This is a genomic window from Gillisia lutea (assembly GCF_021568705.1).
GTDB lineage: Bacteria > Bacteroidota > Bacteroidia > Flavobacteriales > Flavobacteriaceae > Gillisia > Gillisia lutea.
Genome location: NZ_JAKGTH010000010.1, coordinates 110536 through 135956, shown reverse-complemented (window position 1 = coordinate 135956; position 25421 = coordinate 110536). Strand labels below are relative to the sequence as shown.

The window sequence follows — 25421 nt, the reverse complement described above, 5'->3', positions numbered from 1 at the left end:
ATGAAACTTTATTACTCCATATCAAGATACTTACTGATATTTATACTTCCTGTCTCATTGCTTTTGTTGACATCTTGTGGTTCATATCAATATTCAGGCTACGATCGCGACGGGATCTATAGTGAAACCCAAACTCAGGAAACGGAACAGGAAGCAAGAGAAGAGAACAACAATTACTATAAAAAATTATTTGAAGAAGAAGCTGCTCTTTACGGAGAGGTTCTCGAAGAAGGCGCCATCTTCACCGACATTGAGAGTTATTCATCTACCGGGGAATATGCTTACGATGACACTCGAACAAATTACCAAGGAGGAAATGCTCCTTGGGGAGAAGATCCAGATCAATACACCATTAATATATATAATAATAGTTTTTATGACGGTTTCTATAACCCTTATTGGGGAGGAGGAATTTATGCCTATGATCCATATTGGGGACCTTATTACCCAGGCTACTACCCTTATAACTACTGGCGAGGCCACCAATACTACCCCTATCATTATGGATATGGCTTCAGCATCGCGATCCATCCATTTATCTATGGCGCTGGCGGATGGTACAATCCATACAACTATTACGGACCCAGATATTACAACTATCGACACAATGTGGCTTATAACGCCGGAAGAAGAAATACTACTTCCTCATATAATAGGGCATACAATTTGCGAAATGCAACAAGCTTAAGCACTCGTGGTAGAAGCTCCAGTTACTCAAGAAGTATTAGAAACTTAAGAAGCTCTAATGATAATTATGGACTTACCAGACGATCTTCTTCTTATAACACACGCTCTAATACTAATTCTCCTTATAACACAAATTCGAGAGTATATAGCAATTCAAGAAGTAGCAACAACACGTACTCCAGACCCAGCAGATCAAGAAGCAATTCTACCTCAACAAGAAGCTCCAGCTCGGTAAGAAGTTCATCTTCTTCCACACGAAGTTCTTCTTCCACAAGAAGCTCTTCTAATAGCAGCTCTAACTCATCGGGCAGATCAAGTTCAAGAGGTAGAGGAAATTAGATTTCATTAAAAAAAACGCTTTATGAAAAAAATATATACTACAGCCATAGCCCTTTTAGCTATGGCTGTTTCGCAAGCTCAAGATATTACGGACGCCGTAAGATATTCTCAAAATGAATTAAATGGAACTGCAAGATTTAGAGCAATGAGTGGTGCCTTTGGAGCCTTGGGTGGCGACCTTTCAGCTATCGCTATTAATCCCGCCAGCTCGGCAGTTTATCTTAATAGTTCGGCATCATTTACATTAAATTACAGGGACACAGAAACTGACGCAAGATATTTTAACGGTTTTAACAGTAGTAACGATTCCAATTTAAATTTGGATCAAGCTGGTGCTGTTCTGGTTTTTAACAGCATTAACTCTGAAAACAACTGGAATAAGTTCACTCTGGCCGCAAATTATTCTCAGCAGAATAATTTTGAAAATGACTATTTACTGCGAGGGGCTAGTAATACTTCTATAGATCAATATTTTCTTTCTTATGCTGATGGTGTACCTCTGGAGTTATTGGAAACTATAGAAGATGAAACTATTTCAGACCTTTATAGATATTTAGGAGAAACTGAGGGGTTTGGAGCTCAGCAGGCATTGTTAGGATACCAGGCTTATATTATTGACCCTCAATCCAATGATACCAATAACACCATTTATAATTCTAATATTGCTGCTGGAAGCTTCGATCAGCAATCATCTTATAATGCTACAGGGTTAAATGGAAAACTATCCTTTAATTTTGCTACCCAGTATCAAGATTTTCTTTATCTAGGCCTGAATCTAAATCCTCACTTTTGGAATTATGACAGATCCACACAATTTTACGAATCTAACAGCAATCAGGGAAGCGAGACTTCAGAAGTGCTTTTTGTGAATAATCTAAGCACTACCGGAAATGGATTTTCTCTTCAATTAGGAGCTATCGCAAAGGTCAATGATTATGTGAGATTAGGACTATCATACGATTCTCCCACTTGGTTTACCATATCAGAAGAAACTTCGCAACGCGTATTAGCAAGTAATAATCAATTCAGCCAACCGTTAGATATAAGTCCGAATATTGTAAACGTATTCCCCGATTACAAACTTAAAACACCCGGAAAATTAACCGGGAGTATGGCAATTTTGTTTGGCGATCAAGGCTTGATAAGCTTTGACTATTCTTATAAAGATTTTTCCAAAACAGAATTACGACCAAGTAACGATCCTGATTTTGCTATACAAAACGCAAAAATTAAAAATGAACTAAAGGCCGCATCTACTTATAGAATTGGAGGAGAATACAGAATAATGGACTGGCGTTTACGAGGAGGATATCGATATGAGGAAAGCCCATATGAAAATGAGAGCACTATCGGTAATCTTTCCGGCTATTCTATTGGCGCTGGCTACAATTTTGGTAAGGTGAAGTTAGATCTTGCCTATGATAACGCTACCAGAACTAATAATCCTCAACTATTTCAAACAGGCCTGACAAACACGGCTAATATTCAACAAGATATTTCAAGCTTTGTTCTTACATTGAGTTTTGGAATCTAAATATAAAATTTTATTTTGTTAGCGTAAAATGACCTTTATATTTTGAAATACTCCCTGTTTCAAAATCTTTTACCTCTACCAGAAACCAATACTCATTAGAAGGCATTGATTTCCCATTAAAGGTTCCATCCCAGCCCCCAAGGCTGGGATTTAATTGTTTTAATAGGTTTCCATATCTATCAAAAATGTAAACCTTTTGAATGGAGAAATTCGGATCATTCACTACATTCCACACATCATTATACCCGTCGGCATTCGGTGTAAAATATCTTGGATAACCTATTAAAATAAATTGATCAGATACCGCGCTACCACAACCGTTAATCTCCCTAGAAAATATAACATGTTTTCCCGCAGGAACATTCTTAAATACAGGATCATTACGCCATACCCCAGTGTTATCTAAACTATATTGATAAATAGACTCCTCTCCCACACTCGATAAAGATGACGCAGTAACCTGATAACCTCCATCAAAATCATTACCAGTAATTTTCACCTCTACACCATCAGGTGGACCATAATAATGCAGAGCTGTAGTGTAGGTGTTTGAGCATCCAAAATTTATATTAGTGATGGTTACAGAAAGAGTTTCCACTTCAAGGTTTTCAGAAATAACGAATAATGCGTTTTCTTCTCCATCCCCATCAGGATCATTAAAAATACTCCACTCATAAGTAAATCCTCCTTGTAGCTGAGTTCCAATAGTGACAGGTGTTACTAAATCTTCATTTGAATCGATACAAAGCAACACTTCCTCGGGAATATCCACATCTGGAAACTCGGAGATATTAAGAGTAAATTGTATCGGGAGAGAAGTACAGCCAGTGCTTAAATTTGTTATAGTAGCATATAAAGTCTGTCCTTCTGTACCCTCGAATGAGTGGGGGTTAATAATAGATTTTTCGTTTTCCACATCAGATAATGATTGGAAGAAATCGGCCTTATACACATCGGGATCGGGATAATTTTGAGCAAGCCCCGTGTTTAGAGCAGTGAGATCGATTTCAGCAGTACCAGACGTAGCACACACGTATACATTCCCCGGGGAAACCGCGAGCGGAATTTCAAAATATTCAATTCGCACCTGATCTTCCACCTCAGTCCCTGTAACATCATTAACAGCAATAACCTTATAGAGTCCGCCCTCGCTAACATTTAAACTCCCGGAATCTTCATTAGGTATCAATACAAAATTCCCTTGATCCTCTTTATAACTATACCATTCAAAACGGGTGGCATAAATATTTTCAGCAACTAACTCTACTGGTTGTACACCACAAATCTTTTGATCATCTCCTAAAATATTAACGATAGAACAATCTGTAGAACCAGCAGAACTCGAAGAGGTATTGGTTTGATTCAAACTGATATAACCTGCAGCTTCTGAGTAATTAGTTATTAGAACAACATAGATCTCCCCTGCCCTAGCATCTACAATGCTAAAATTCTCTATTGCTTCAGGCCCATAACTACAAGCAATGACATTTCTGGCAGATAGAGCTGAATTCGTGCAAAAATCCTGTCCTTCAGTAAAGGGGCCATAGGTAATAAAGTCCACATCCAATGTTCCCCCGGTACCATCCGGATTCACGGTTTGTCTAATACCGAAATCCATGGTCCCAGAGTCTCCTACTTTAAGAAAAAACCATGCAGGATACGGCTGAGTTTCCAGGCAATCATAATCAGGTCCAGCTTCTCCATTGCTTATACTACTGTTTGACTGATTAGAATTAGGAAATATGTATTGAGTGTTTCCTGCGCAAAACGGCTGAATTGTAGCACAGCGATCCCCTTGTGCAAATAGAAATGTGCCGGTTGCCACAATAAAAAAAATACTTAAAAAGAAATGTTTTACATACATTACCAATACATAAGGGAATCTTCTGCAAATTAAGAAAAATAGCGTTACCCGCTATCCGGGGAATTTGTAAACTTTGCTGCAAACAGCTTTAAAATATGTATCTTTGCAAGTCAATTAAAAAGAATTCGACTACCTAAGAAAAAAATTGCTATGAAGATAGACAATATTGAAAAAGAAATAGATGAAATGGGTGATGCTCATGTATTTACCAGCACTGATAATCCGCTAAGAAGTGATGCTTTTGAGTTGACAAACGCTGAAAAAGTAGCACTTATCAATGAGGATGTAAAGCGCATATTAGAAACTTTGGGAATGGATCTTACCGACGACAGTATAAAAGGCACACCACAAAGGGTAGCTAAAATGTTTGTTAATGAGATTTTTGCTGGATTGGATCCAAAATTAAAACCCAAAGCTTCCACCTTCGAAAACAAATACAAATATGGGGAAATGTTGGTGGAGAAAAACATCACCATCTATTCTACTTGTGAACATCACTTATTACCTATAGTGGGAAGAGCTCACGTGGCCTATATCTCTAAGGGAAAAGTAATCGGACTTTCCAAAATGAATAGAATAGTAGACTATTTTGCAAGAAGGCCTCAAGTTCAGGAAAGAATGACAATGCAAATAGTGCAGGAATTGCAACAGGCCCTGGGTACACCGGACGTTGCCTGTGTGATAGACGCTAAACACCTATGCGTAAATAGCCGAGGGATTAAAGATATTGAAAGCAGTACAGTGACCAGTGAATTTGGCGGAGCTTTTAAAGAAGCTGCCGTTAGAAGAGAATTTCTTGATTACATTAAATTAGACACTTCATTTTAATCCAGCTATTTTAAATTAAAAATTAAGACAGAATTACTTTATGGCGCTTTACAAAGAACAAGGCTTGAAAATATATAATTCAATGACGGGGAAAAAAGAGCTTTTCACCCCCATAAGCGAAGGAAATGTAGGAATGTATGTGTGTGGCCCAACCGTATACAGCAATGTACACTTAGGTAACTGCCGAACTTTTATTTCTTTTGATCTCGTTTTTAGATATTTAAAGCACTTAGGCTATAAAGTACGTTATGTACGAAATATTACCGACGCTGGCCATTTGGAAAATGATGGAGAAACCGGAGAAGATCGGATTACCAAAAAGGCTCGATTAGAACAAATTGAGCCAATGGAAGTAGTACAGCGCTACACGGTAGATTTTCATAATATTTTAGAAAAATTCAATAACCTTCCTCCAAGTATTGAACCTACTGCTACAGGTCATATTGTAGAGCAAATTGAAACTATCAAAACAATTATCGATAAAGGTTTTGCTTATGAAGTAAACGGATCGGTTTATTTTGATGTTTTTAAATTCAACAAAGATCATGATTACGGAAAATTAAGCGGAAGAGCTTTGGAAGATATGATCGCTAATACCCGTGAACTTTCAGCACAAAGCGACAAAAGGAATCCGCAGGATTTTGCACTTTGGAAAAAAGCTGAACCCCAACATATAATGAGATGGCCTTCACCTTGGAGCGATGGTTTTCCAGGATGGCATTTGGAGTGTACCGTAATGAGCACCAAGTATCTAGGAGAATCTTTTGATATTCATGGAGGAGGAATGGATCTAAAATTTCCACACCATGAATGTGAGATTGCACAAGGAGAAGCCAGCACCGGAAAAAATCCCGTAAATTATTGGATGCATGCCAATATGCTTACTCTTAATGGTAAGAAAATGGCAAAGAGCACCGGAAATAACATTCTGCCTACAGAGATATTTTCAGGGAACAATGATATTTTAAGTAAAGCTTTTAGTCCATCGGTTACTAGATTCTTCATGCTACAGGCCAATTATCGCAGTATTTTGGACTTTTCTAATGAAGCGCTGCTAGCAAGCGAAAAAGGCTTTAATAGACTTATAGACGCTTACAACAGTATAGACAAGTTACCTTCCCATCCTTCTAATTCGTCATTTCCCGTAAGAGAATGGAGACAACGCTGTTATGATGCGATGAATGATGATTTTAACAGTCCTGTTCTCATTGCTACTTTGTTTGAAGCGGTAAAAGCTATTAATGCCATTAAAGAAGGTGAGATACAAATTACCAAAGACGATATAGAAGTGCTAAAAACAACTATGCATGACTTTATTTTTGATGTGTTGGGGTTAGTAGATGTGGCCGCTGTTAATGAAAATAACCTAGAAAAATTATCGGGTGCCGTTGAACTACTTATTAACCTTAGAGCGGAAGCAAGAAACAACAAGGATTTTGCAACTAGCGATAAGATTAGAGATGAACTCTTAGAAATAGGAATTCAACTAAAGGATGGAAAAGAGGGCACTACTTTTTCAATAGACTAAAACCTAACTTTTATTCAATGCTAAAAACATGGTTAGCCTATCCCTTTATAGCTCTGGTGAAATTCTATCAAAAAGCAATTTCTCCCCTTACCCCGGCTACCTGTAGATACACCCCAACCTGTTCACAATACACGCTAATTGCTCTTAAGAAATATGGAATTTTTAAGGGCGGATGGCTGGCTATAAAACGAATTTTTAGCTGCAATCCCTGGGGAGGTTCCGGCTACGATCCAGTTCCATAAAACCCGGAATATTTTCATCGAAGATTAATGCGGAATAAAGCAAAAACGTATATTTACCCATAAATTTAAATTATTCTACATGCTTTTTAATGCTATCACTTGGAGTCCTTCTGAAGGATTAGACCTAGGAATTTTAACCCTTCATTATTACAGTTTAATGTTTTTGATAGCATTTGGACTTGGATGGTACATTATGAAAAGTATCTATACAAAAGAAGGTATTCCAATTGAAAAACTGGATTCTCTTTTCATATACACCGTACTCGCAACTTTAATTGGTGCGCGATTAGGGCATGTAATTTTTTATGATTGGGATTACTTTCAGCATCATTTATTGGAAATTTTTCTACCGGTAAGATTTCAACCAGAATTCGAATTCACTGGGTTTAGAGGGTTAGCAAGTCACGGAGCTGCCATTGGAATAATAGTGGCAATGTACCTATACAGAAAAAGAGTTCTCGACAAACCTGTGCTTTGGATATTAGACAGAATAGTAATTCCTGTAGCAAGTGGTGGTGTCTTCATTAGAATTGGAAACTTCATGAACTCTGAGATCATTGGAAAACCAACAAATAGTGATTTCGGGGTCATCTTTCAAAATTTAGGAGAGACCTTCCCAAGGCATCCTGCTCAGTTATACGAATCATTTTGCTATTTGGTTATCTTCCTTATCTTATGGTTTATCTACTGGAAAACCGATAAAAAACAGAAGGAAGGATTTATTTTTGGCCTATTCCTAGTGATGCTATGGACGGTTCGTTTTTTCGTGGAGTTTATCAAAGAACCTCAGGTAGAAGAACGCGGTACGTGGTTATTCAACACGGGCCAATGGTTGAGCATCCCTTTTATAATTGCAGGATTTTATTTCATGTATCGTCCCTCAAAAAAATAACAGAATGAAGCTTAAAATCAACATACTTTTTTGCGGATTACTTGTAGGAATTCTTACTTCTTGCGGGGAAGACTCTAAGGATAATCGGGAAGTGGAAACAGCTGAAATCACCTTTAAAAAAGAGGGAGAATTATATCTATTAAAAGCTAAGGATACCATCAAAAAAATAGATATAGAAATTGCTGATAACGATTATGAACAGCAAACAGGTTTGATGTATCGGGAGTCCATGCTAGAGGAAGAAGGAATGTTATTCATATTCAATACTAGCAGCCCACGTAGCTTTTATATGAAAAACACTTATATACCCTTAGATATTATTTATTACAGCCAGGACAGTACTGTAGTAAGTTTCTATAAGAACACCACACCATTAGATGAAACATCTTTACCTTCTAATGCCCCGGCTAAGTTTGTTCTCGAACTCAACGCAGGGAAAATAGCCGAATGGAATATTGAAGTAGGCGATAAAATAGATTTTAAAAGATTAGATTAATAATAGGAGACTTTTCCAAAGTCCGGTATTCGTTTGTTTTCTACCAAACTTAACCCCTCTATAACATTTCATATAACCGACTATTTTAGACTTCTGAAGCCTCGAACAAAACAGGGAAGACATCTTTACCATTGTCATCTAAACGAGCCTCATTTGTGCTCTAACACCTTTTGTCTTGTCTACTCTAATCTAAATTTTGAAGAGATCATACCTTGCATACAATTTTCACACAAATAAAAAACCCTCTCAATAAATTGAGAGGGTTTTAATATTATAAGAGCATCTTATTACTCTTCAGTCTTAGCTTTATTTAGAGCCGATTTTTTCTTAACACTATCAAACATTACAGGTGTTGCAATGAATAAAGATGAATAAGTACCTACAATAATACCAACGATCATTGCAAACATAAACCCTCTTAAGCTTTCTCCTCCAAAGATGAAGATAGCCAACAATACGATTAAAGTAGTTAAAGAGGTGTTTAAAGTTCTGCTCAATGTGCTGTTTAATGCACTATTCACAGTTCTCCCCAACGGCCAGGTTGTATGCTCATTTACAAATTCTCTAATTCTATCGAATACAACCACTGTATCATTCAGCGAGTATCCAATAACAGTAAGTATCGCCGCAATAAACGCCTGGTTGATCTCCATATTGAATGGCATAATGTTGTATGCCAAAGAGAAAATACCCAACACGATTAATACATCATGAAATACGGCTGCTACAGCTCCTAATGAATATTGCCACTTTCTAAATCTCAATAAGATATACAGGAATACAACTATTAGAGATCCAAGAACTGCCCAGAATGAATCATTTTTGATATCATCGGCAATAGTAGGCCCTACCTTCATAGATTGCATAATTCCAATACTTCTGTCTCCAGAACCAACTGTGAAATCATCAAAAGTCACATCTGCAGGCAAGTATGATTTCAATCCATCAAACATCTTTTGCTGGATCTCAGCATCTACAGCTTCACCTTCGTCATCAACTTTATATTTAGTTGTAATCTTCAACTGGTTGTTAGCTCCAAAAGTTTTTGCTTCAGCACTTCCAAATACAGCGACAAGATCTTTCTCAACACTTGAAGCATTTACATCATCTGCAAATCTTACTGTATAAGTTCTTCCTCCAACAAAATCCACACCTTGGTTAAGGCCATTTGTAAAGAATGAAACAAGACTTATTAAGATTAAAATTCCAGAGATAACATAAGCGATTTTTCTTTTTGCAAGAAAATCAAAATTCATATTAGTGAACAACTTCTTGGTTACCGAAGTAGAGAAATCTAATGATTTACCATTCTTACCATATCCATCAATAAACAGTCTCGTAATAAATATCGCAGTGAAAAGTGAAGTTGCAATACCTATTAATAAAGTAGTAGCAAAACCTTTAATAGGCCCGGTTCCTAAAACAAGTAAAATAAGACCTGTTAAACCAGTTGTAATGTTTGCATCTAAAATAGAAGACAATGCATTGCTAAATCCATCTTTAATGGCATCACGCTGTATTTTTCCTTTAGCCAACTCTTCGCGAATACGCTCAAAGATAAGCACGTTTGCATCTACCGACATACCAATAGTAAGCACGATACCTGCTATTCCAGGCAAGGTTAGTACAGCACCAAGTCCTGCAAGTATTCCGAAGATGAATAATATGTTTACTGCTAAAGCTACATCTGCAAAAAGACCTGCTTTACCATAATAGAAAATCATCCATAACAATACGAAACCTAAAGCAATTAGAAATGACATAACTCCGCTGTCAATTGCCTCCTGACCTAAAGATGGTCCTACAATCTCACTTTGAATGATGTCTGCTGAAGCTGGTAATTTACCCGCTCTAAGCACATTCGCTAAATCCTGCCCTTCAGTGATACTGAAATCTCCAGAAATCTCACTTCTACCACCGCTAATTGGGCCGGTAGAAACTCCTGGAGCAGAATATACAATATGATCTAAAACGATAGCAATATTGCTTTTTTCGTTATAAGCTATTCCGGTCATTTCTTCCCAGGCTTTAGCACCTTTCCCGTTCATTTGCATTGAAACTGCAACACGCCCAACTTGATCGTAAGTTTGTTGCGCATCGGTAATAACATCACCCGTTAAAGAAGGAGTATTTTCGCGATTTCCCTGAAGCGCATATAACTCTACATTATTATCCTTTTCAACACCCCATGCAAATTCAGCATATCTCAAATCGCTTGAAAGCAAAGAGCGCACCTGTGGCATGTTCAAATATTCCCTTACCTGCGCAGTATCTTTAGCTGCAAAAACAGCCAATACCGGCCCACCCTGATACCCAGGAGACACCATAAGATCTAATAAAGGATTATTTCCTGTTTCAACTTCTGTAGAATCTTCTGCACTAGCTAATAACGCATCCAACTCATCATCTCCTTCAACAGCAGTAGTATCTTGTGAAGCTTCATTAGTTTGAGTGGCGTTATCTTTCTTAACCATATCAGCTAGAACAGCGTTGGCAGAATATAAGAAGTTAGCAAACTCAGTATTTTTATAAACATACCAGAATTCTAACTGAGCAGTACTTTGTAAAAGATTTTTTACCCTGCTGATATCTTTTGCACCAGGAAGTTCTACAAGAATTCTTCCCGTATTTCCTAAACGCTGAATATTGGGTTGAGTAACACCAAATTTATCGATACGCTTACGCAATACCTCAAAAGCTGAAGTAATAGATTCGTTAACTTTTTCTCTAATTACAGGCTGAACTTCAGAATTGGTCATTTCAAAAGTAACCTGATCACTTAAAGTCTTATTCGCAAAAATATCTGGAGATGCAAGTTTTGCATCAGATATGTTATCAAAAGACTCAAAGAAAAGATCAACATAACTTTCTTGGCTATCTTTTTGAGCGGCATCGGCTTCAGCCAATGCTTTATTGAAAGCTGGATCGTTGCTATTATTTGCAAGACCTCTTAAAATATCTTTAACAGAAATTTGAAGAATCACATTGATTCCTCCCTTTAGATCCAGACCTTTGTTAAGCTCCTTATCTTTAGCATTGTTATAAGTTATTCCCGCAAAAATTTCGTTTTCCCCAATAGAATCAAGGTATCTACCCTGAACCTGGTCACGTTTTACCGAGTAGTCCTCTACATCGGCACTAATTTTTTGCTTGGCGTAAGCATCTGCGTCACTTTCTACACTGTTGGCAATGAATGTAAATGATAATTGGTATATACATACCAATCCAAATAAAATTGCAAAAACCCTGATCAGTCCTTTATTCTGCATTCTTCCTTATATTTAGGTAATTTTTTAAAACGGACAAATATAGGATTTCATAATTCAAATCCCAATTATTTTTTTTTGAATAATTTAACTTTTAAACAAAAAAAAGACCGCTAATTTTGCGGCCTTTTTTGTCTGACTCTTAGGTCGATATCTATTTCTATAGAATTATAGCTCTAATAATGCATTGGTTTTTTTAACACCTTCAGCACTTTCTTTGATTTTTGCTGTTTCAGCTTCATCCAATTGAATTTCAACAATCTTTTCTAATCCATCTTTTCCAAGAATAGAAGGAACACCTATACAAAGATCGTTCAATCCAAACTCACCTTCCAATAAAGCTGAACATGGGAACATTTTCTTTTGGTCACACGCAATAGCCTGAACCATAGCAGAAACTGCAGCTCCTGGCGCATACCACGCACTTGTACCTAATAATTTAGTAAGAGTTGCACCACCTACTTTAGTATCTTCAGCAACCTGATTCAATCTATCTTCAGATAAGAAAGCTTTTACCGGCACACTGTTTCTGGTAGCCAATCGTGTTAATGGCACCATTCCAGTGTCACTATGCCCACCTATAACCATTCCATCAACATCAGATGGAGGGCATTCTAATGCTTCGCTTAAACGGTACTTAAAACGTGCGCTGTCTAAAGCTCCGCCCATCCCAATAATTCTATTTTTAGGCAAACCGGTGGTTTTATGAACTAAATAGGTCATAGTATCCATAGGATTACTCACCACAATCACAATGGTATCTGGAGAATGTTTTATAAGGTTTGAAGAAACCTCTTTAACGATATTTGCATTAATACCTATTAGCTCTTCTCTTGTCATCCCAGGTTTTCTTGGGATTCCACTTGTAATTACCACCACATCACTCCCGGCAGTTTTAGAATAGTCGTTTGTAGAACCAACTATTTTTGAATCAAAACCATTTAAAGTGGCTGTTTGCATAAGGTCCATTGCCTTTCCTTCAGCAACCCCTTCTTTGATATCCAACAATACTATTTCTGAAGCGAAATCTTTAATTGCAATATATTCAGCACAGCTGGCACCCACGGCACCTGCTCCTACGATAGTAACTTTCATTATATATGTTTTTTATGAATTATTATTAGTTGTAGCGAAAATACAAATTCTCTTTCAGTATTATTATAAGTAATGGTTAAAAATCAACCTATTGTATACGGTAATGCACTCCTAAATTTGCATTGAAAAAGCTACCGGCAGTAAGCATGCTGCTTACTTTGAATTTACCAAAGTATAGGTTGAAGCCAAGATCTGCCTTGAATTTAATTTCTGAATCTCCCAATGTTCCCAATTCTGAATTTAACTGCGTAAGAGATCCGCCTGAACCTCCAAACGCATAATCGAAGTTAGAATTAGTGATTCCGGCCGCCCCAAAAACTTCAAAGTTCTCATATAACTTAGACCCGATAACCTGAGCCAGCCATAGGTTCGCATCTACTTCAATTTCTTTTAATTCCAATAAAGAAGGGATACTTACAGGAGCAAAAGCATAATCTAATTTGATATTACTATACCCAATAGCAGCAGCAAATTGAAAATCCTCTTCTTTAGAATATTTAATGTATTGGTTAAAATTATGTTTTAACCCAACCCCGTAGGTAGAATACCCTACATCATCTACTGTAACGTTAGGAAGGTAACGCACTGTTACTTCAGTTCCATAAGGCAAGCCTACCGTTAACTGAGCAAATGGATGTGCCAATACTTTTTTATCTAAACCATCTATAGCATCAAACTCAAAATCAATCTTTTCTCCATCGTCAGATAAAGGATTAGTAACCTGCCCCTCAAATATTATATCTGTATCCGGGCCAAATACTGTAGGTAAAAGTTCACGATCAGAATCTTTAATTTTTATTATCTGAAGATCTTGATCCTGCAATAATTTAGTCTGCTTACTGCTTGGCACAAATAGAGCGTTTCCATGTACCGAGAAGTTAATTTGCCATTTATCCATTGCTTTGCCCGAAGAGAACCAGCCGGCACTCGACTGAACCGCAGCACCCTCAGCTCCCGGGGCCACAAAATTATCTGCAATAATTAGCATATCACTAATAATTTGCTCCTTATCACTTTGAGCCTTTAATGAATTGAATGCACAGAGAGAAGCAATTGCAAGTAGGTATTTAGCAGTTTTTTTCAAGATCTAGTAAATTTAGTTTGGGGTAAAAATAGTAAAAAATAAGATGAAGAGGGAATTATGCAGGCACCAAAAAAAAGCCCACGGTTTAACGTGAGCTTTCAATTCTATTCTTATATTAAAAAGTTATTTACACATCGATATTTGCGTAAACAGCATTTTTCTCGATAAACTCTCTTCTTGGCGGAACTTCATCACCCATAAGCATAGAGAAAATTCTATCGGCCTCTCCGCTGTTTTCAATATTTACCTGTCTCAATTTTCTATGAGCCGGATCCATGGTAGTATCCCATAACTGCTCGGCATTCATTTCTCCAAGACCTTTATATCGTTGAATTTGCACTCCGCCGCTAAAGCTATTTGCAATTTCATCTCGCTCCTTATCATTCCAAGCATATTGCTTTTTCTGACCTTTCTTCACTAAATACAAAGGTGGAGTTGCTATATAAATATGACCGTTCTCGATCAACTCTTTCATATAACGATAGAAGAAAGTTAAAATTAAGGTTTCAATATGACTACCATCCACATCGGCATCACACATAATTACCACTTTATGATATCTTAGCTTCGATAAGTTCAAAGCCTTACTATCTTCTTCAGTACCAATTGTAACACCAAGAGCAGTATAGATATTTTTAATCTCCTCATTGTCGAAAACACGATGCCTCATCGCTTTTTCAACATTCAATATCTTACCACGCAGTGGTAAAATTGCTTGGAAATTTCTATCTCTACCTTGTTTGGCTGTACCCCCTGCAGAATCTCCCTCTACCAGGTACACTTCGCATTTTGTTGGATCTTGCTCAGAACAATCAGATAATTTTCCAGGCAAACCACCTATACTCATTACTGTTTTACGCTGAACCATTTCACGCGCCTTCTTAGCCGCATGACGTGCCTGAGCTGCAAGAATTACTTTTTCAACAATGATCTTAGCATCACTCGGATTTTCTTCCAGGTAATTCTCCAACATTTCGGATACTGCCTGAGATACTGCTGAAGTAACTTCTCTGTTTCCTAATTTAGTCTTGGTCTGACCTTCAAATTGCGGTTCTGCAACTTTTACTGAGATAATTGCAGTCAAACCTTCTCTAAAGTCGTCTCCTGCGATTTCAAATTTCAATTTATCCAACATTCCGGAAGCATCGGCATACTTCTTCAATGTAGTTGTAAGACCTCTTCTGAAACCCGATAAATGCGTCCCCCCTTCATGGGTATTGATATTATTTACATACGAATGTAAATTCTCGTTGAAAGAAGTATTATAAATCATAGCAACCTCAACAGGAATATCATTTTTCTCTCCCTCCATCGAGATTACATGCGCAATAACAGGATCCCTGTTCTCATCAAGGAATTTTATAAATTCCTTTAACCCCTCTTCAGAATGAAAAGTTTCAGAAAAAAAACTCCCATCTTCATTAATTTGACGCTCATCGGTAAGAATAATTGTAATCCCTTTATTTAAAAAGGAAAGCTCACGCATTCTTGCCGCTAACGTATCATAATTATACTCAACAGTTTGCTGAAATATACTAGGATCTGGTTTAAATGTAACCATCGTCCCTCTTTCTGTAGTCTCTCCAATGGATTTTACAGGATACAAAGGCTTCCCTAGCTCATATTCCTGTTGCCAGATAGTCCCATCGCGATATACAGTAGCTTTTAGAGCAACAGAGAGTGCATTCACACAACTCACCCCTACCCCGTGTAACCCTCCGGAAACCTTATAAGAATCTTTATCAAATTTTCCTCCTGCCCCGATCTTGGTCATTACAACCTGCAGCGCAGAAACTCCTTCTTTTTTATGATGATCTACTGGAATACCCCTTCCGTTATCAATTGTGGTTACAGAACCATCTGCATTGATAGTTACTTTAATGGTATCACAGTGGCCAGCCATGGCCTCATCTATAGAATTATCAACTACCTCGTAAACCAAGTGGTGTAAACCTCTTACTCCCGTGTCTCCAATATACATGGAAGGCCGCATGCGTACATGCTCCATTCCTTCCAGCGCCTGAATACTATCTGCCGAATAATTCTTTTTTTCCGCTTCTTCGCTCATATATAATTCTGTTAAATTTTGTCAATTATTGCAACAGACAAATATAACAAAACCCTTATTCCTATTAGCTTGAAGCGCACATCAATACGTTTAAGTTATTAACAATTTTTGTGAAAAACGTCTATTTTAAGCCAATCTTAAATTAACTCACTTTTGCTGTCTTTGAAAAGCTCGTTTGCGCAATATGAGTAGAACTTGCTCTTCCACTTGGATCAAGATCATCCTGCCATTTTGGAATCCATTTCTTAACAGATTTCGCAGCGCTTTCCTGAGGGAAATACCCACTGAATATTTCACGATAATAGTAAGCCTCTTTCGTGGCAGGTGTGTTTACCGGATATTTAATATGCGCTGTTTCCATTTGCACATCGGTCACCTGAGATGAAGCAAATTCAATAAGACTATCTATCCAGCTATATCCAACTCCGTCGCTAAACTGTTCTTTTTGTCTCCAAAGCACCTCTTGAGGCAAAAATGGCTCTTCGGTGGTATCAAATGCTTTTCTCAATATATATTTTTCAACCCCACCATGCGTAGACGGCATTTTATCTCGTGGCGCTATTTCCATAGCTGTTTGCAGAAATGCTTTATCTAAGAAAGGGACTCTCGCTTCTAACCCATGGGCCATCGTCGATTTATCGGCTCTTAAACAATCTGCAGTAGACAACCTTTTAACCCTTCTAATGGTTTCTTTTTTAAATTCTTCTGCTGAAGGTGCGTTTTTAAAATACAGGTATCCTCCAAATATCTCATCAGCTCCTTCCCCTGAAAGCACCACTTTAATGCCTTTATCGGTAATTGCTTCAGATAAAAAATACATAGGTGTACTTGCGCGAATAGAGGTTACATCATAAGTTTCCAGATGCCAGATCAATTTTTTGATGATCTCGATTCCTTCAGCAACAGTAAAATGAATTTCATGATGCTCTGTTCCCAGAAAATCGGCTACTTTTTTAGCAGCAATTAAATCGGGTGCTTTTTCATCCAAACCAATAGAGAAAGAATGTAATTTTTTACCCTGTTCTTTTAATAATCTTGCTGCAATAGAAGATGTTAATGAAGAGTCTAATCCTCCGCTTAATAATACACCCAACGGCACATCCGACATTAAACGTTTTTTAGTTGCTGCAATTAAAGCTTCTCTTAATCTTGTAAGATCAGCTTTTTCCTCACATAGCTCGGTGTTATACCAATCTGGTTTATAATATTGCACAAATCCTGTTTCAGGCGTATAATAATATCCAGGAGGAAATGCTTCAAATTTAACACATTGATCTGCCAATACTTTCATTTCACTTGCAAACCACAAGGCACCAGATTCATCTTCTCCGTAATACAAAGGTTTTACTCCAATTGGATCTCTCCCAGCAATAAAGTCTTTCCCGTCTACTACAACGAAAGCAAAATCCCCGTCTAGTTTATCAACAAAACTATAGCCGTATTTTTCATATAAATGAACGATTACCTCTGAATCACCTTTTGTTCTAAACGTATGATCTTTTAAAACAGTTTCCTTTAATTCTTTGTAATTGTATATCTCACCATTATGTATCATCCAAGCGGTAGAAGTACCTTGAATTGGCTGGATACCGGTTGTAACATCCATTATTGAAAGACGTTCATGACATAGAACCGCTCCAGATTCAGTAATATGAAAATCACTTTCATCCGGTCCACGGTGTGTCATTCTCTTAGAAAGCGATTTGATCTTTTCCGCATCATCTTTTTTTGCTCCTATAACTGCTAATATTCCGCACATAACTTTGAGTTTTAATTACAGTTCAAATGTGCGGTGTTTATTTACAAATAAAAACATTAAATATAAAATTACTTACATCTGGAATGTAAAATATAAAAATTAAATTTAAACAGAAACCTATATTTCAATCATTGCTATGATTTTCTTTCATTTATAAAGTTGAATATTTTTAACAATTAATAAGCTTTTGATTAACGCTTATACTGAGGGTGAAATAGTACTTTTAACATTTAAACGAAATAAAAATAAAAAATTATGAAACGCATACTTTTAATAGCGCTTATTGTTGGAGCATCAATTCAACACAATACTCTAAAAGCGCAGACTACTGAAGGATTAAATTTCGCGAAATTAGATGCAAGCCCAATGGATCTTGCTATTTATAAAAACGCAGACAACAAGGTAGTAGCCCGAGTAATTTATAGCCGACCTCAAAAAAGAAATCGTGAGATCTTTGGAAAACTCGTTCCTTATGGCGAAGTATGGAGAACCGGAGCTAATGAATCTACTGAACTTACCTTATATAAGGACATGATGGTGGCCGGTGTTAAAGTAAATGCAGGAACTTACACCATGTACTCTATTCCAGAAGAAAACGAATGGACAGTAATTTTAAATAACAGTACATTTACCTGGGGTGCATACGAGTATACAGATAAACAGGATATTGTTAGAATTAAAGTTCCTGTGAAAAAATCTCCTACCAGTATCGAATCTTTCTCGATAGCTTTTGTAGCTAAAGAGGATGGAGCTGATCTTTTAATGGGATGGGACGACAGATATGTTGAAGTACCCTTTAAGACAGTAATTAAATAAAACTTACAATCACTTAAAATAAAACGGCCTCAAATTTACATTTGAGGCCGTTTTATTTTAAGGTATATTAAGGTATTTATGAGTTTGAAGCGACACCTTCCATTTAGGATTTTTCATCACATAATCCACAATCATTGGTACCACTTTATCTCGTTTACTCCATTCTGGCTGAAGATAGAGAATACAATCTTCATTTACGCGCGCAGCTTGTTCTTCAGCAAAAACCAAGTCATGCGCATTATAAACTATCACTTTTAATTCATCGGCAACCGCACAAACCTCATCGGTTGGCAATTTCATCTTTTTTGGAGATAAACATATCCAATCCCAAACTCCCGTAAGCTTATAAGCTCCAGAAGTCTCTATATGAACCTTGCATCCCTGAGCTTTTAAAGTCTCTGTAAGTATTGTCATGTCCCATGTTAAGGGCTCTCCACCCGTCACTACAACGGTATCACTGTGAGACACAGCATTTTCAACAATCTTCCCTATATGAGTTGGCGGATGTATGGTAGCATCCCAGCTTTCCTTAACATCACACCAATGACAACCAACATCGCAACCACCTATTCTAATGAAATAAGCAGCAGTTCCTTTGAAAAACCCTTCTCCCTGTATAGTATAGAACTCCTCCATTAATGGAAGCATTATACCCTTGTCCACCAGCACTTTTGTATCTTCTGTAATCATAGCCTGCAAAGATAAACAATCTTACAGTTTTAATACTTTCTTTATCGTGGGATTATCTGCATTCACTATAAAAACAACTTATCGTTACCTGCAGTAATATAATTACATCAAAAAAGCCGGTAAACACCGGCTTTTTTGATATTGATAAGAGCAGGTTACAAATCCCACCATACCTTACCATAAATACTTTCCTGCCCATTGAACTGTCGTTGCACCGCAGCATCATAATTAACCTCGTTATTAAAGGCTTCATTATCTGGATAAGAAAGTCTGTTAGGAACATCTGCCCCATTTGGCGAAACTAAATCGTTAGGATACCCAGTTCTTCTCCATTCTGACCATGCTTCATAGCCAAACATATATAAATGCACCCAGCGTTGGTTACCAATTTGCTCCATAGCTCTGGTATCATCAAAAGCAATTTCAGGATTATTCAAAAATTCCTCAACTCCATCTGAACTACCAGTCCATTGTACAATAGATTGTTCGATTGCCATATTATATAAGGACTCTGTATCTTCAGATATCCAACCACGTTCAGCCGCCTCTGCCATAGCAAATAACACCTGTGCGTAGGTCACTAAATAGACTGGTGCATCCTGAGCATAAATATCTGAACCTAAAAGCGAGAATTCTTCAGTACCAATATTATCTTCTTCTCCAAATTGCAAGCCAACATACTCCCCGTTGGCTCTAGCAGGATCTGCATAAACAGGTAACCTTGGATCACTTACAGGTTTCATTTCTTCAACTAAGGTTTCGGTAACAGCCCACCATTCACGATTTTGATCTACCACTTGTCCATACCAGTAGTTCTGGCTATTAGCATCGGCCAAATGTCTAAACACAAGATTATCACTATTAGAAGCAAAAACTCCTGCACTCAGCGCATCGTTAAATTCCTGCATTCCTTTAGAAGGGTCTACTTCCGATAATCGCAATGCCATTAAAAGTCGAATTGTATTCCCCAGCTTTTGCCACTTAGACATGTCGCCACCATAGATAATATCATCTGAAATACTTCCTGCAACCATCATGGCATTTGCATCTTTCAGCTCCTGAAAAAGACTGTTATAAATAGACTCCTGGGTATCGTATGCCGGAGTGAAATCTTCTGCACCCTTTAACGCTTCCGAATATGGCACATCTCCCCATCTGTCGGTAATATTCCAATAAAAATAAGCTCGTAAGATCTTTGCTACCGCCACTTGATTTGGAACGGGCCCTTGAGAAGCGCTTAACTCTTCAGAATCGATAACCGCCTGCAGATTTGCTAATGGCCCCTGATACAAGCCGTAAAAACTAGTGCTCTCCTCAGGATAGAGAGAAGCACCCACATACTGAGTTTCTGCTAAATATTGCGCCATAAACTCTCCTTTTGGTGAAGAAGCTAAACCTGGCAGGTACAGTGCAGCATTCGCAATAAGCTGAGTTCCTGAAGCCTGACTAGGCAGGTTAGGGTTTGTATTTATATCGTCATCAAAATTGCTGCAGCCTCCCATCACAAAGCTTAACACCAATATTATTATATAAGTCTGTTTCATAATTGTACTTTTTAAAATGTGATATTAAGATTCAAACCATAAGACCTTACCGACACCAGCTGTCCCGATTCATACCAACTTATAGATTGGCTTCCTGTTGAAATAGCCGAAGGATCTATTCCGTCTGGGGCTTCTTGCCATATCATAGCGGGGTTTCTTGCAATTAAAGCTACTGCCACGCTTTTGAAAGGAAGTTTTTGAAGTAATTCTTCTCCAAACGTATAACCCAATCTAACTTCACTCAGTTTTATATAAGAAGCATCATACAGCCATTCTTCATAGATTCTTCTTCCAAGAACATTACGATAATAAGAACGGGCATCTACATATGCAGTAACATCTTCTCCTGTTTCAGCAGAAATACCTGTTACCTTTACTCCTCCTCCGTCTTCTAACGGATCTCTCACATTCATGCCGTTATCGTTAGTTGCTACCGTAAGCGGATCTTGCCCGGTTCTCACAGCCAACATTTTAGATCTACTAAAGAACTGTCCCCCTCCCTGAAAATCTATCATCGCAGCTACATTGAAATTTCCTATGCGCAACGTATTTTGCAAACCTCCATTAAAATCAGGAAGAACACTTCCGAAGTTATGAGTGGCATCAGTATAGAGCGGCATATTATCTGACCCTAAAAGAATCTTTCCTGTAGCCTCATCTCTTTGATAGGCCTGCCCCACCAAACTTCCAAAGGCTTCTCCAACGTACGAATTCAAGTAGCTGTTCACACTAGAATAGGTAGTAGATCCATACGTATAAACATCTATACCCGGAGCAAGTTCTACGACTTCACTTTTATTGCTGTTTATATTGAAGTTTAAATTCCAATTAAAATTATCTGTCTCTATAGGCTTGGCAGTAATAGCAATCTCAAAACCCTTATTTTGTATTAACCCGGCATTTATAGTACTGGAACTATAACCACTAGCGCCTGAAACATCCAGACTAATAATTTGATTTTTATTCTTCTGCACATAGTAAGTGAAGTCTATTCCCAATCTACTTTTGAAGAATCTTAAATCGACACCAGCTTCATAGGAATGTGCAAATGAAGGTTTGATGTTTGGATTATTAAGGTTATCAGGCACATATAAAGTATTTGTTCCGTTATATACCGTTCCCACCCCATAAGGAAGACTTGTTTGATAAGCGTCCAGATCTGATCCTGCCTGAGCATAACTAGCTCTAAATTTCCCGAAGGATAAAGTATCCCAATCTATCAATTCACTAAAAACCATACTACCGGAAATTGAGGGATACCAATAGGAATTATTATTTTCGGGTAGTGCCGAAGAAATATCATTTCTTATAGAAGCATCAACAAAATAAGTGTCTTTATAGCCTAATGAAAGCATTCCAAACATACTTCGAATTTGTTTTCTTAGTAAATAATTAGACACATTAGGTCTATCTATGGAGGCATCAATATTATAGAATCCCGGGGAGGAAAGCCCTCCCACTGTTCCCTGATAAAGGTAAGAATACCTTCTGTTAAATATATTTCCTCCCAAGGTACCATTTACTGAAAAATCGTCCCATTTCTTTTTATAGAGTGCGAGGAACTCATAGTTCATTTCCTTATTCTCATATTTACCTATGGTATATTCAGGAGTTCTTTTTCCGCCAAAAGCAGTTCTAGTTTCAATATTCTGAGTATAAATATCCCCTCTAACAGCTGCGCTTAATTCAAGCTCCGGCAACACCTTATACGTTAATCCTACATTTCCAAAAAATCGATCTCTACTATCCATATTAGTATTCTCGTAAGCATCGAAATATGGATTATCCCAATACAGCGGACTCAGATTGGATATCTCGCCTGTATTTGAATCTGGCCTTCTTAAATTCCAATGCAAAAAAGTTCCATCGTCGTACTTATAATCTTTTAAACGATTCATATCAATATTTCTTTGAAACCATTGGGTAAAGTACCCTGTTCCATATTCTGACCCTTGCTTAGGACGCTGCGCATCATTCCTAGCATAGTTAATATTAGTAGAAACCGTAAGCTTTTCGGTAAGATCTAAGCTGGCATTTAAACCTAAGTTATTTCTATCAAGATACGTATTGGGCTCTACACCTTCTATTCTCGTATCATTAAAGCTAAGTCGATACGTAGTATTCTCGTTTCCTCCCGAAATCGTAACACCATTGTTGAAGTTATAACCCGTTTCATAATAATCCTTTATATTATCGGGATGCGCAACAAAAGGGGTTAATTGTTGATATTCGGTATCCTGCGGATAAAAACTAAAAACCTGGCGAACTGGTGTTCCATCCATTTTTGGCCCCCAACTTTCATCAACGCTTAGATCTACATAAGGGTCTCCATTTGCAAGAGTTCTAAATTGCTGACTTGACCCCCCGCCATACATATTTTGAAGTGGCATAAAATTTCCTGCCCTTTCTACGGTGAAAGACGAGTTCACTTGTACCTGCACATCTTTTACTCCCTTAGCTCCTTTTTTAGTAGTAATCATAATGACTCCATATTGACCTCTAATTCCATATAAAGCTGAGGCAGCAGGACCTTTTAGAACATTCACAGATTCTATATCACTAGGATTGATATCCTGACCTAGATTCCCATAATCAGATTCGTCACTCCCTGCAAAGTTAGCATTGGAAATTGGAGTTCCATCTACTACAATAAGAGGTTGATCTCCACCTCCTATAGAATTTACACCGCGTATCTTTATTTTTTGAGTACCCCCCATACTGGCTCCGGAAGCACCGGTAACCTGAACTCCTGCTACCCTTCCTGATAATGAACCAATAACATTTTGCTCGTTGGTAAGATTTAGATCTTCACCTCCCACTTCCTGAGTTGCATAACCCAAGGATTTCTTGTCTCTTGATATACCAAGAGCAGTAACTACCACCTCATCTAAACCTTCTAGATTTGCTACCATCACAACATTAATTGCAGTTTGAGATCCAACTCTTATCTCCTGCGTCTCAAAACCCAGAGAAGAAAACACCAGAACTTGGCTTTCATTTACATCGATAGAATAGACCCCATCCATATCGGTAACCGTCCCTTGATTTGTTCCTTTTACTATTACGTTCACTCCTGGTAGTGTCATCCCCTCTTTAAGGTCGGTAACCTTACCAGTAACGGTCTTTTCCTGAGCAAACAAACTAGTAAATTGAAAAATGACCATAAAGGCCAAAAGTGTAATTTTGTTTTTCATATTTTACCGTGTTAAAATTGTGTGAATTACATATGAAGATAGAGAATTCCCTTCGACTATCATAATATTATTAGCATTAATGATTTAGTTAAGTGAAAATTTTTATAATTATTATAACTTACATATCTCTTTTAAAAAACTATATTTTGAAAAACATACGCTCATTATTAAGCAGACACATTCAGCCTTTATCATTAATAATCTCCCTATTCATCCTGGCATCCTGTTCTTCTACTAAAAGATTCAACAGAACACTGGAAAGCGATTTCAGGCATTCAGACACCTTCAATCAGAGTTTCTCCGGTTTTGCTTTAATGGATCCTGACAACAATAAAATGTTGTATGAATATAACTCCCAAAAATATTTCACTCCGGCCTCCAATGTAAAACTGCTTACATTTTATGCAGGTTTAAAGGTTTTAGGCGATTCTTTACCCGCTCTAAAATATATAGTACAGAATGATTCCCTTATATTTAGAGGAACCGGAGATCCTTCTTTTCTATATACTGATGCTCCAGAATCTAAGGTTTACGATTTTTTAAAGAATCGCACAGAGGAGTTATACTATCAACCTTCGGCATTTACAGAAGAATCCTTTGGACCTGGCTGGTCGTGGGATGATTATAATTATTACTACTCGGTAGAGAGAGCAGCATTTCCTATTTATGGAAATTATGTAGAATTCAAATGGAATTCAGGACAAGAAAAACCTTCTACTTATATCAAGCAATTTAATGACAGTCTGTTATTAAGTAAAAATATAACTGAAATCAAGAGAGATCTTGATAAAAACACTTTTAGATATCACCCATCTCAATCAGGAAAAAAAACTTCCCAAATAGTACCTTTTAAATACACTCCAGAGCTTTTTACAAAACTGCTGTCCGACACACTTCAAAAACCTGTGAAACTGGTTAATTCAGAATTAAGAACAACGGGCACAGAAAAAACATTATATAGTCTTCCTGCCGATAGTCTATATAAAACGATGCTTAGAAACAGTGATAATTTTATTGCAGAACAACTTCTTTTGATGGTAGCCAATAAAGTTTCAGATACTTTAAAAACAGATAATGCCATAAAATATATAAAAACAAACTATTTGAACGATCTTCCTGACGAACCCATATGGGTTGATGGATCGGGACTTTCTCGATATAATCTTGTAACTCCCAGAAGTATGGTAGGACTACTAAAGAAAATTTCTGAAGAAATCCCACAAGACAAACTTTTTGATTATTTGCCTAGCGGCGGTGAGACCGGTACCCTCAAAAATTGGTACAAAGCAGATGTCCCATATATCTTTGCCAAAACCGGAACTCTCAGTAACAACCATAATTTAAGCGGATATATTAAAACCAAAAGCGGAAAGATTTTACTATTTAGCTTTATGAATAATAATTACACAGTTAGTTCTTCGGTTATTAAAACCGAAATGCAGCGAATTCTAAGAAGTATCTATTTAAATTATTAACATTTAAGACCGGAGCCGGC

The 25421-nt window shown here is 37.3% G+C and carries 18 protein-coding genes; 9 read left to right on the top strand and 9 right to left on the bottom strand.

The genetic code is table 11. From position 1 onward, the window contains the following. Positions 1 to 1026, top strand: coding sequence for a hypothetical protein (locus tag L1I30_RS11685; RefSeq protein ID WP_236134477.1), 1026 nt, complete (start codon positions 1 to 3; stop codon positions 1024 to 1026). A 22-nt stretch (positions 1027 to 1048) separates the two neighbouring features. Continuing rightward, entirely contained in the window at positions 1049 to 2560 is a 1512-nt protein-coding gene (locus L1I30_RS11680) for an OmpP1/FadL family transporter (protein ID WP_236134476.1), read from the top strand. 10 nt (positions 2561 to 2570) lie between these two features. Here the strand turns inward: L1I30_RS11680 and L1I30_RS11675 are convergent, their stop codons facing one another. Then, entirely contained in the window at positions 2571 to 4385 is a 1815-nt protein-coding gene (locus L1I30_RS11675) for a T9SS type B sorting domain-containing protein (RefSeq protein ID WP_236134475.1), read from the bottom strand. Positions 4386 to 4574: 189 nt separating this feature from the next. Between L1I30_RS11675 and folE the strand changes: the two genes are divergently transcribed. From folE to L1I30_RS11650, 5 genes are all read left to right on the top strand, one after another. After that, positions 4575 to 5252, top strand: a complete 678-nt coding sequence (gene folE, locus L1I30_RS11670; RefSeq protein ID WP_236134474.1) for a GTP cyclohydrolase I FolE — start codon at positions 4575 to 4577, stop codon at positions 5250 to 5252. Positions 5253 to 5292: 40 nt separating this feature from the next. Then, positions 5293 to 6780 carry a cysteine--tRNA ligase gene (gene cysS / locus L1I30_RS11665; RefSeq protein ID WP_236134473.1) on the top strand — a complete coding sequence of 496 codons (1488 nt, stop codon included), beginning with the start codon at positions 5293 to 5295 and terminating at the stop codon, positions 6778 to 6780. 17 nt (positions 6781 to 6797) lie between these two features. Continuing rightward, positions 6798 to 7022: a membrane protein insertion efficiency factor YidD gene (yidD, locus tag L1I30_RS11660; protein WP_236134472.1), complete on the top strand. Its 225-nt coding sequence runs from the start codon at positions 6798 to 6800 to the stop codon at positions 7020 to 7022. 79 nt (positions 7023 to 7101) lie between these two features. Beyond that, a complete protein-coding gene (gene lgt / locus L1I30_RS11655) occupies positions 7102 to 7914 on the top strand; it encodes a prolipoprotein diacylglyceryl transferase (RefSeq protein WP_236134471.1) in 813 nt (270 codons plus the stop codon). Between the two features lie 4 nt (positions 7915 to 7918). Then, the gene (locus L1I30_RS11650; RefSeq protein ID WP_236134470.1) at positions 7919 to 8410 is read left to right on the top strand and encodes a DUF192 domain-containing protein; all 492 of its coding nucleotides are present in this window, start codon (positions 7919 to 7921) and stop codon (positions 8408 to 8410) included. A gap of 287 nt (positions 8411 to 8697) precedes the next feature. Here the strand turns inward: L1I30_RS11650 and secDF are convergent, their stop codons facing one another. The 5 genes from secDF to asnB all read right to left on the bottom strand — a co-directional run bounded on the left by secDF (position 8698) and on the right by asnB (position 17682). Next, complete coding sequence (gene secDF / locus L1I30_RS11645; protein WP_236134469.1) at positions 8698 to 11679, bottom strand: protein translocase subunit SecDF; 2982 nt, start codon at positions 11677 to 11679, stop codon at positions 8698 to 8700. 165 nt (positions 11680 to 11844) lie between these two features. Beyond that, positions 11845 to 12771: a malate dehydrogenase gene (gene mdh / locus L1I30_RS11640; protein WP_236134468.1), complete on the bottom strand. Its 927-nt coding sequence runs from the start codon at positions 12769 to 12771 to the stop codon at positions 11845 to 11847. Between the two features lie 88 nt (positions 12772 to 12859). Next, on the bottom strand, positions 12860 to 13855 hold the full coding sequence (locus L1I30_RS11635; RefSeq protein WP_236134467.1) for a DUF6588 family protein: 996 nt from the start codon (positions 13853 to 13855) through the stop codon (positions 12860 to 12862). Positions 13856 to 13982: 127 nt separating this feature from the next. Beyond that, positions 13983 to 15923: a DNA topoisomerase (ATP-hydrolyzing) subunit B gene (gyrB, locus tag L1I30_RS11630; RefSeq protein ID WP_236134466.1), complete on the bottom strand. Its 1941-nt coding sequence runs from the start codon at positions 15921 to 15923 to the stop codon at positions 13983 to 13985. A 142-nt stretch (positions 15924 to 16065) separates the two neighbouring features. After that, positions 16066 to 17682: an asparagine synthase B gene (gene asnB / locus L1I30_RS11625; protein WP_236134465.1), complete on the bottom strand. Its 1617-nt coding sequence runs from the start codon at positions 17680 to 17682 to the stop codon at positions 16066 to 16068. A 255-nt stretch (positions 17683 to 17937) separates the two neighbouring features. Here asnB and L1I30_RS11620 point away from each other — a divergent pair, with 255 nt between their 5' ends. After that, positions 17938 to 18498, top strand: coding sequence for a DUF2911 domain-containing protein (locus L1I30_RS11620; protein WP_236134464.1), 561 nt, complete (start codon positions 17938 to 17940; stop codon positions 18496 to 18498). Between the two features lie 57 nt (positions 18499 to 18555). On the opposite strand, the gene L1I30_RS11615 is transcribed toward L1I30_RS11620, so the two are convergent. The 3 genes from L1I30_RS11615 to L1I30_RS11605 all read right to left on the bottom strand — a co-directional run bounded on the left by L1I30_RS11615 (position 18556) and on the right by L1I30_RS11605 (position 23926). After that, positions 18556 to 19188, bottom strand: a complete 633-nt coding sequence (locus L1I30_RS11615) for a 7-carboxy-7-deazaguanine synthase QueE (RefSeq protein WP_236134463.1) — start codon at positions 19186 to 19188, stop codon at positions 18556 to 18558. Positions 19189 to 19343: 155 nt separating this feature from the next. Then, positions 19344 to 20732 (bottom strand): SusD/RagB family nutrient-binding outer membrane lipoprotein, encoded by a 1389-nt coding sequence (locus L1I30_RS11610; RefSeq protein ID WP_236134462.1) that lies wholly within the window; start codon positions 20730 to 20732, stop codon positions 19344 to 19346. An 11-nt stretch (positions 20733 to 20743) separates the two neighbouring features. Next, positions 20744 to 23926 carry a SusC/RagA family TonB-linked outer membrane protein gene (locus tag L1I30_RS11605; RefSeq protein ID WP_236134461.1) on the bottom strand — a complete coding sequence of 1061 codons (3183 nt, stop codon included), beginning with the start codon at positions 23924 to 23926 and terminating at the stop codon, positions 20744 to 20746. Positions 23927 to 24072: 146 nt separating this feature from the next. Between L1I30_RS11605 and dacB the strand changes: the two genes are divergently transcribed. Further along, entirely contained in the window at positions 24073 to 25401 is a 1329-nt protein-coding gene (dacB, locus tag L1I30_RS11600; RefSeq protein WP_236134460.1) for a D-alanyl-D-alanine carboxypeptidase/D-alanyl-D-alanine endopeptidase, read from the top strand. Positions 25402 to 25421 lie beyond the last annotated feature (20 nt).

Coding starts and splice junctions, on each gene's coding strand:
- L1I30_RS11685 (WP_236134477.1), top strand. CDS start 1: ATGAAACTTTATTACTCCATATCAAGATACTTACTGATATTTATACTT.
- L1I30_RS11680 (WP_236134476.1), top strand. CDS start 1,049: ATGAAAAAAATATATACTACAGCCATAGCCCTTTTAGCTATGGCTGTT.
- folE (WP_236134474.1), top strand. CDS start 4,575: ATGAAGATAGACAATATTGAAAAAGAAATAGATGAAATGGGTGATGCT.
- cysS (WP_236134473.1), top strand. CDS start 5,293: ATGGCGCTTTACAAAGAACAAGGCTTGAAAATATATAATTCAATGACG.
- yidD (WP_236134472.1), top strand. CDS start 6,798: ATGCTAAAAACATGGTTAGCCTATCCCTTTATAGCTCTGGTGAAATTC.
- lgt (WP_236134471.1), top strand. CDS start 7,102: ATGCTTTTTAATGCTATCACTTGGAGTCCTTCTGAAGGATTAGACCTA.
- L1I30_RS11650 (WP_236134470.1), top strand. CDS start 7,919: ATGAAGCTTAAAATCAACATACTTTTTTGCGGATTACTTGTAGGAATT.
- secDF (WP_236134469.1), bottom strand. CDS start 11,679: ATGCAGAATAAAGGACTGATCAGGGTTTTTGCAATTTTATTTGGATTG.
- mdh (WP_236134468.1), bottom strand. CDS start 12,771: ATGAAAGTTACTATCGTAGGAGCAGGTGCCGTGGGTGCCAGCTGTGCT.
- gyrB (WP_236134466.1), bottom strand. CDS start 15,923: ATGAGCGAAGAAGCGGAAAAAAAGAATTATTCGGCAGATAGTATTCAG.
- asnB (WP_236134465.1), bottom strand. CDS start 17,682: ATGTGCGGAATATTAGCAGTTATAGGAGCAAAAAAAGATGATGCGGAA.
- L1I30_RS11620 (WP_236134464.1), top strand. CDS start 17,938: ATGAAACGCATACTTTTAATAGCGCTTATTGTTGGAGCATCAATTCAA.
- L1I30_RS11615 (WP_236134463.1), bottom strand. CDS start 19,188: ATGATTACAGAAGATACAAAAGTGCTGGTGGACAAGGGTATAATGCTT.
- L1I30_RS11610 (WP_236134462.1), bottom strand. CDS start 20,732: ATGAAACAGACTTATATAATAATATTGGTGTTAAGCTTTGTGATGGGA.
- L1I30_RS11605 (WP_236134461.1), bottom strand. CDS start 23,926: ATGAAAAACAAAATTACACTTTTGGCCTTTATGGTCATTTTTCAATTT.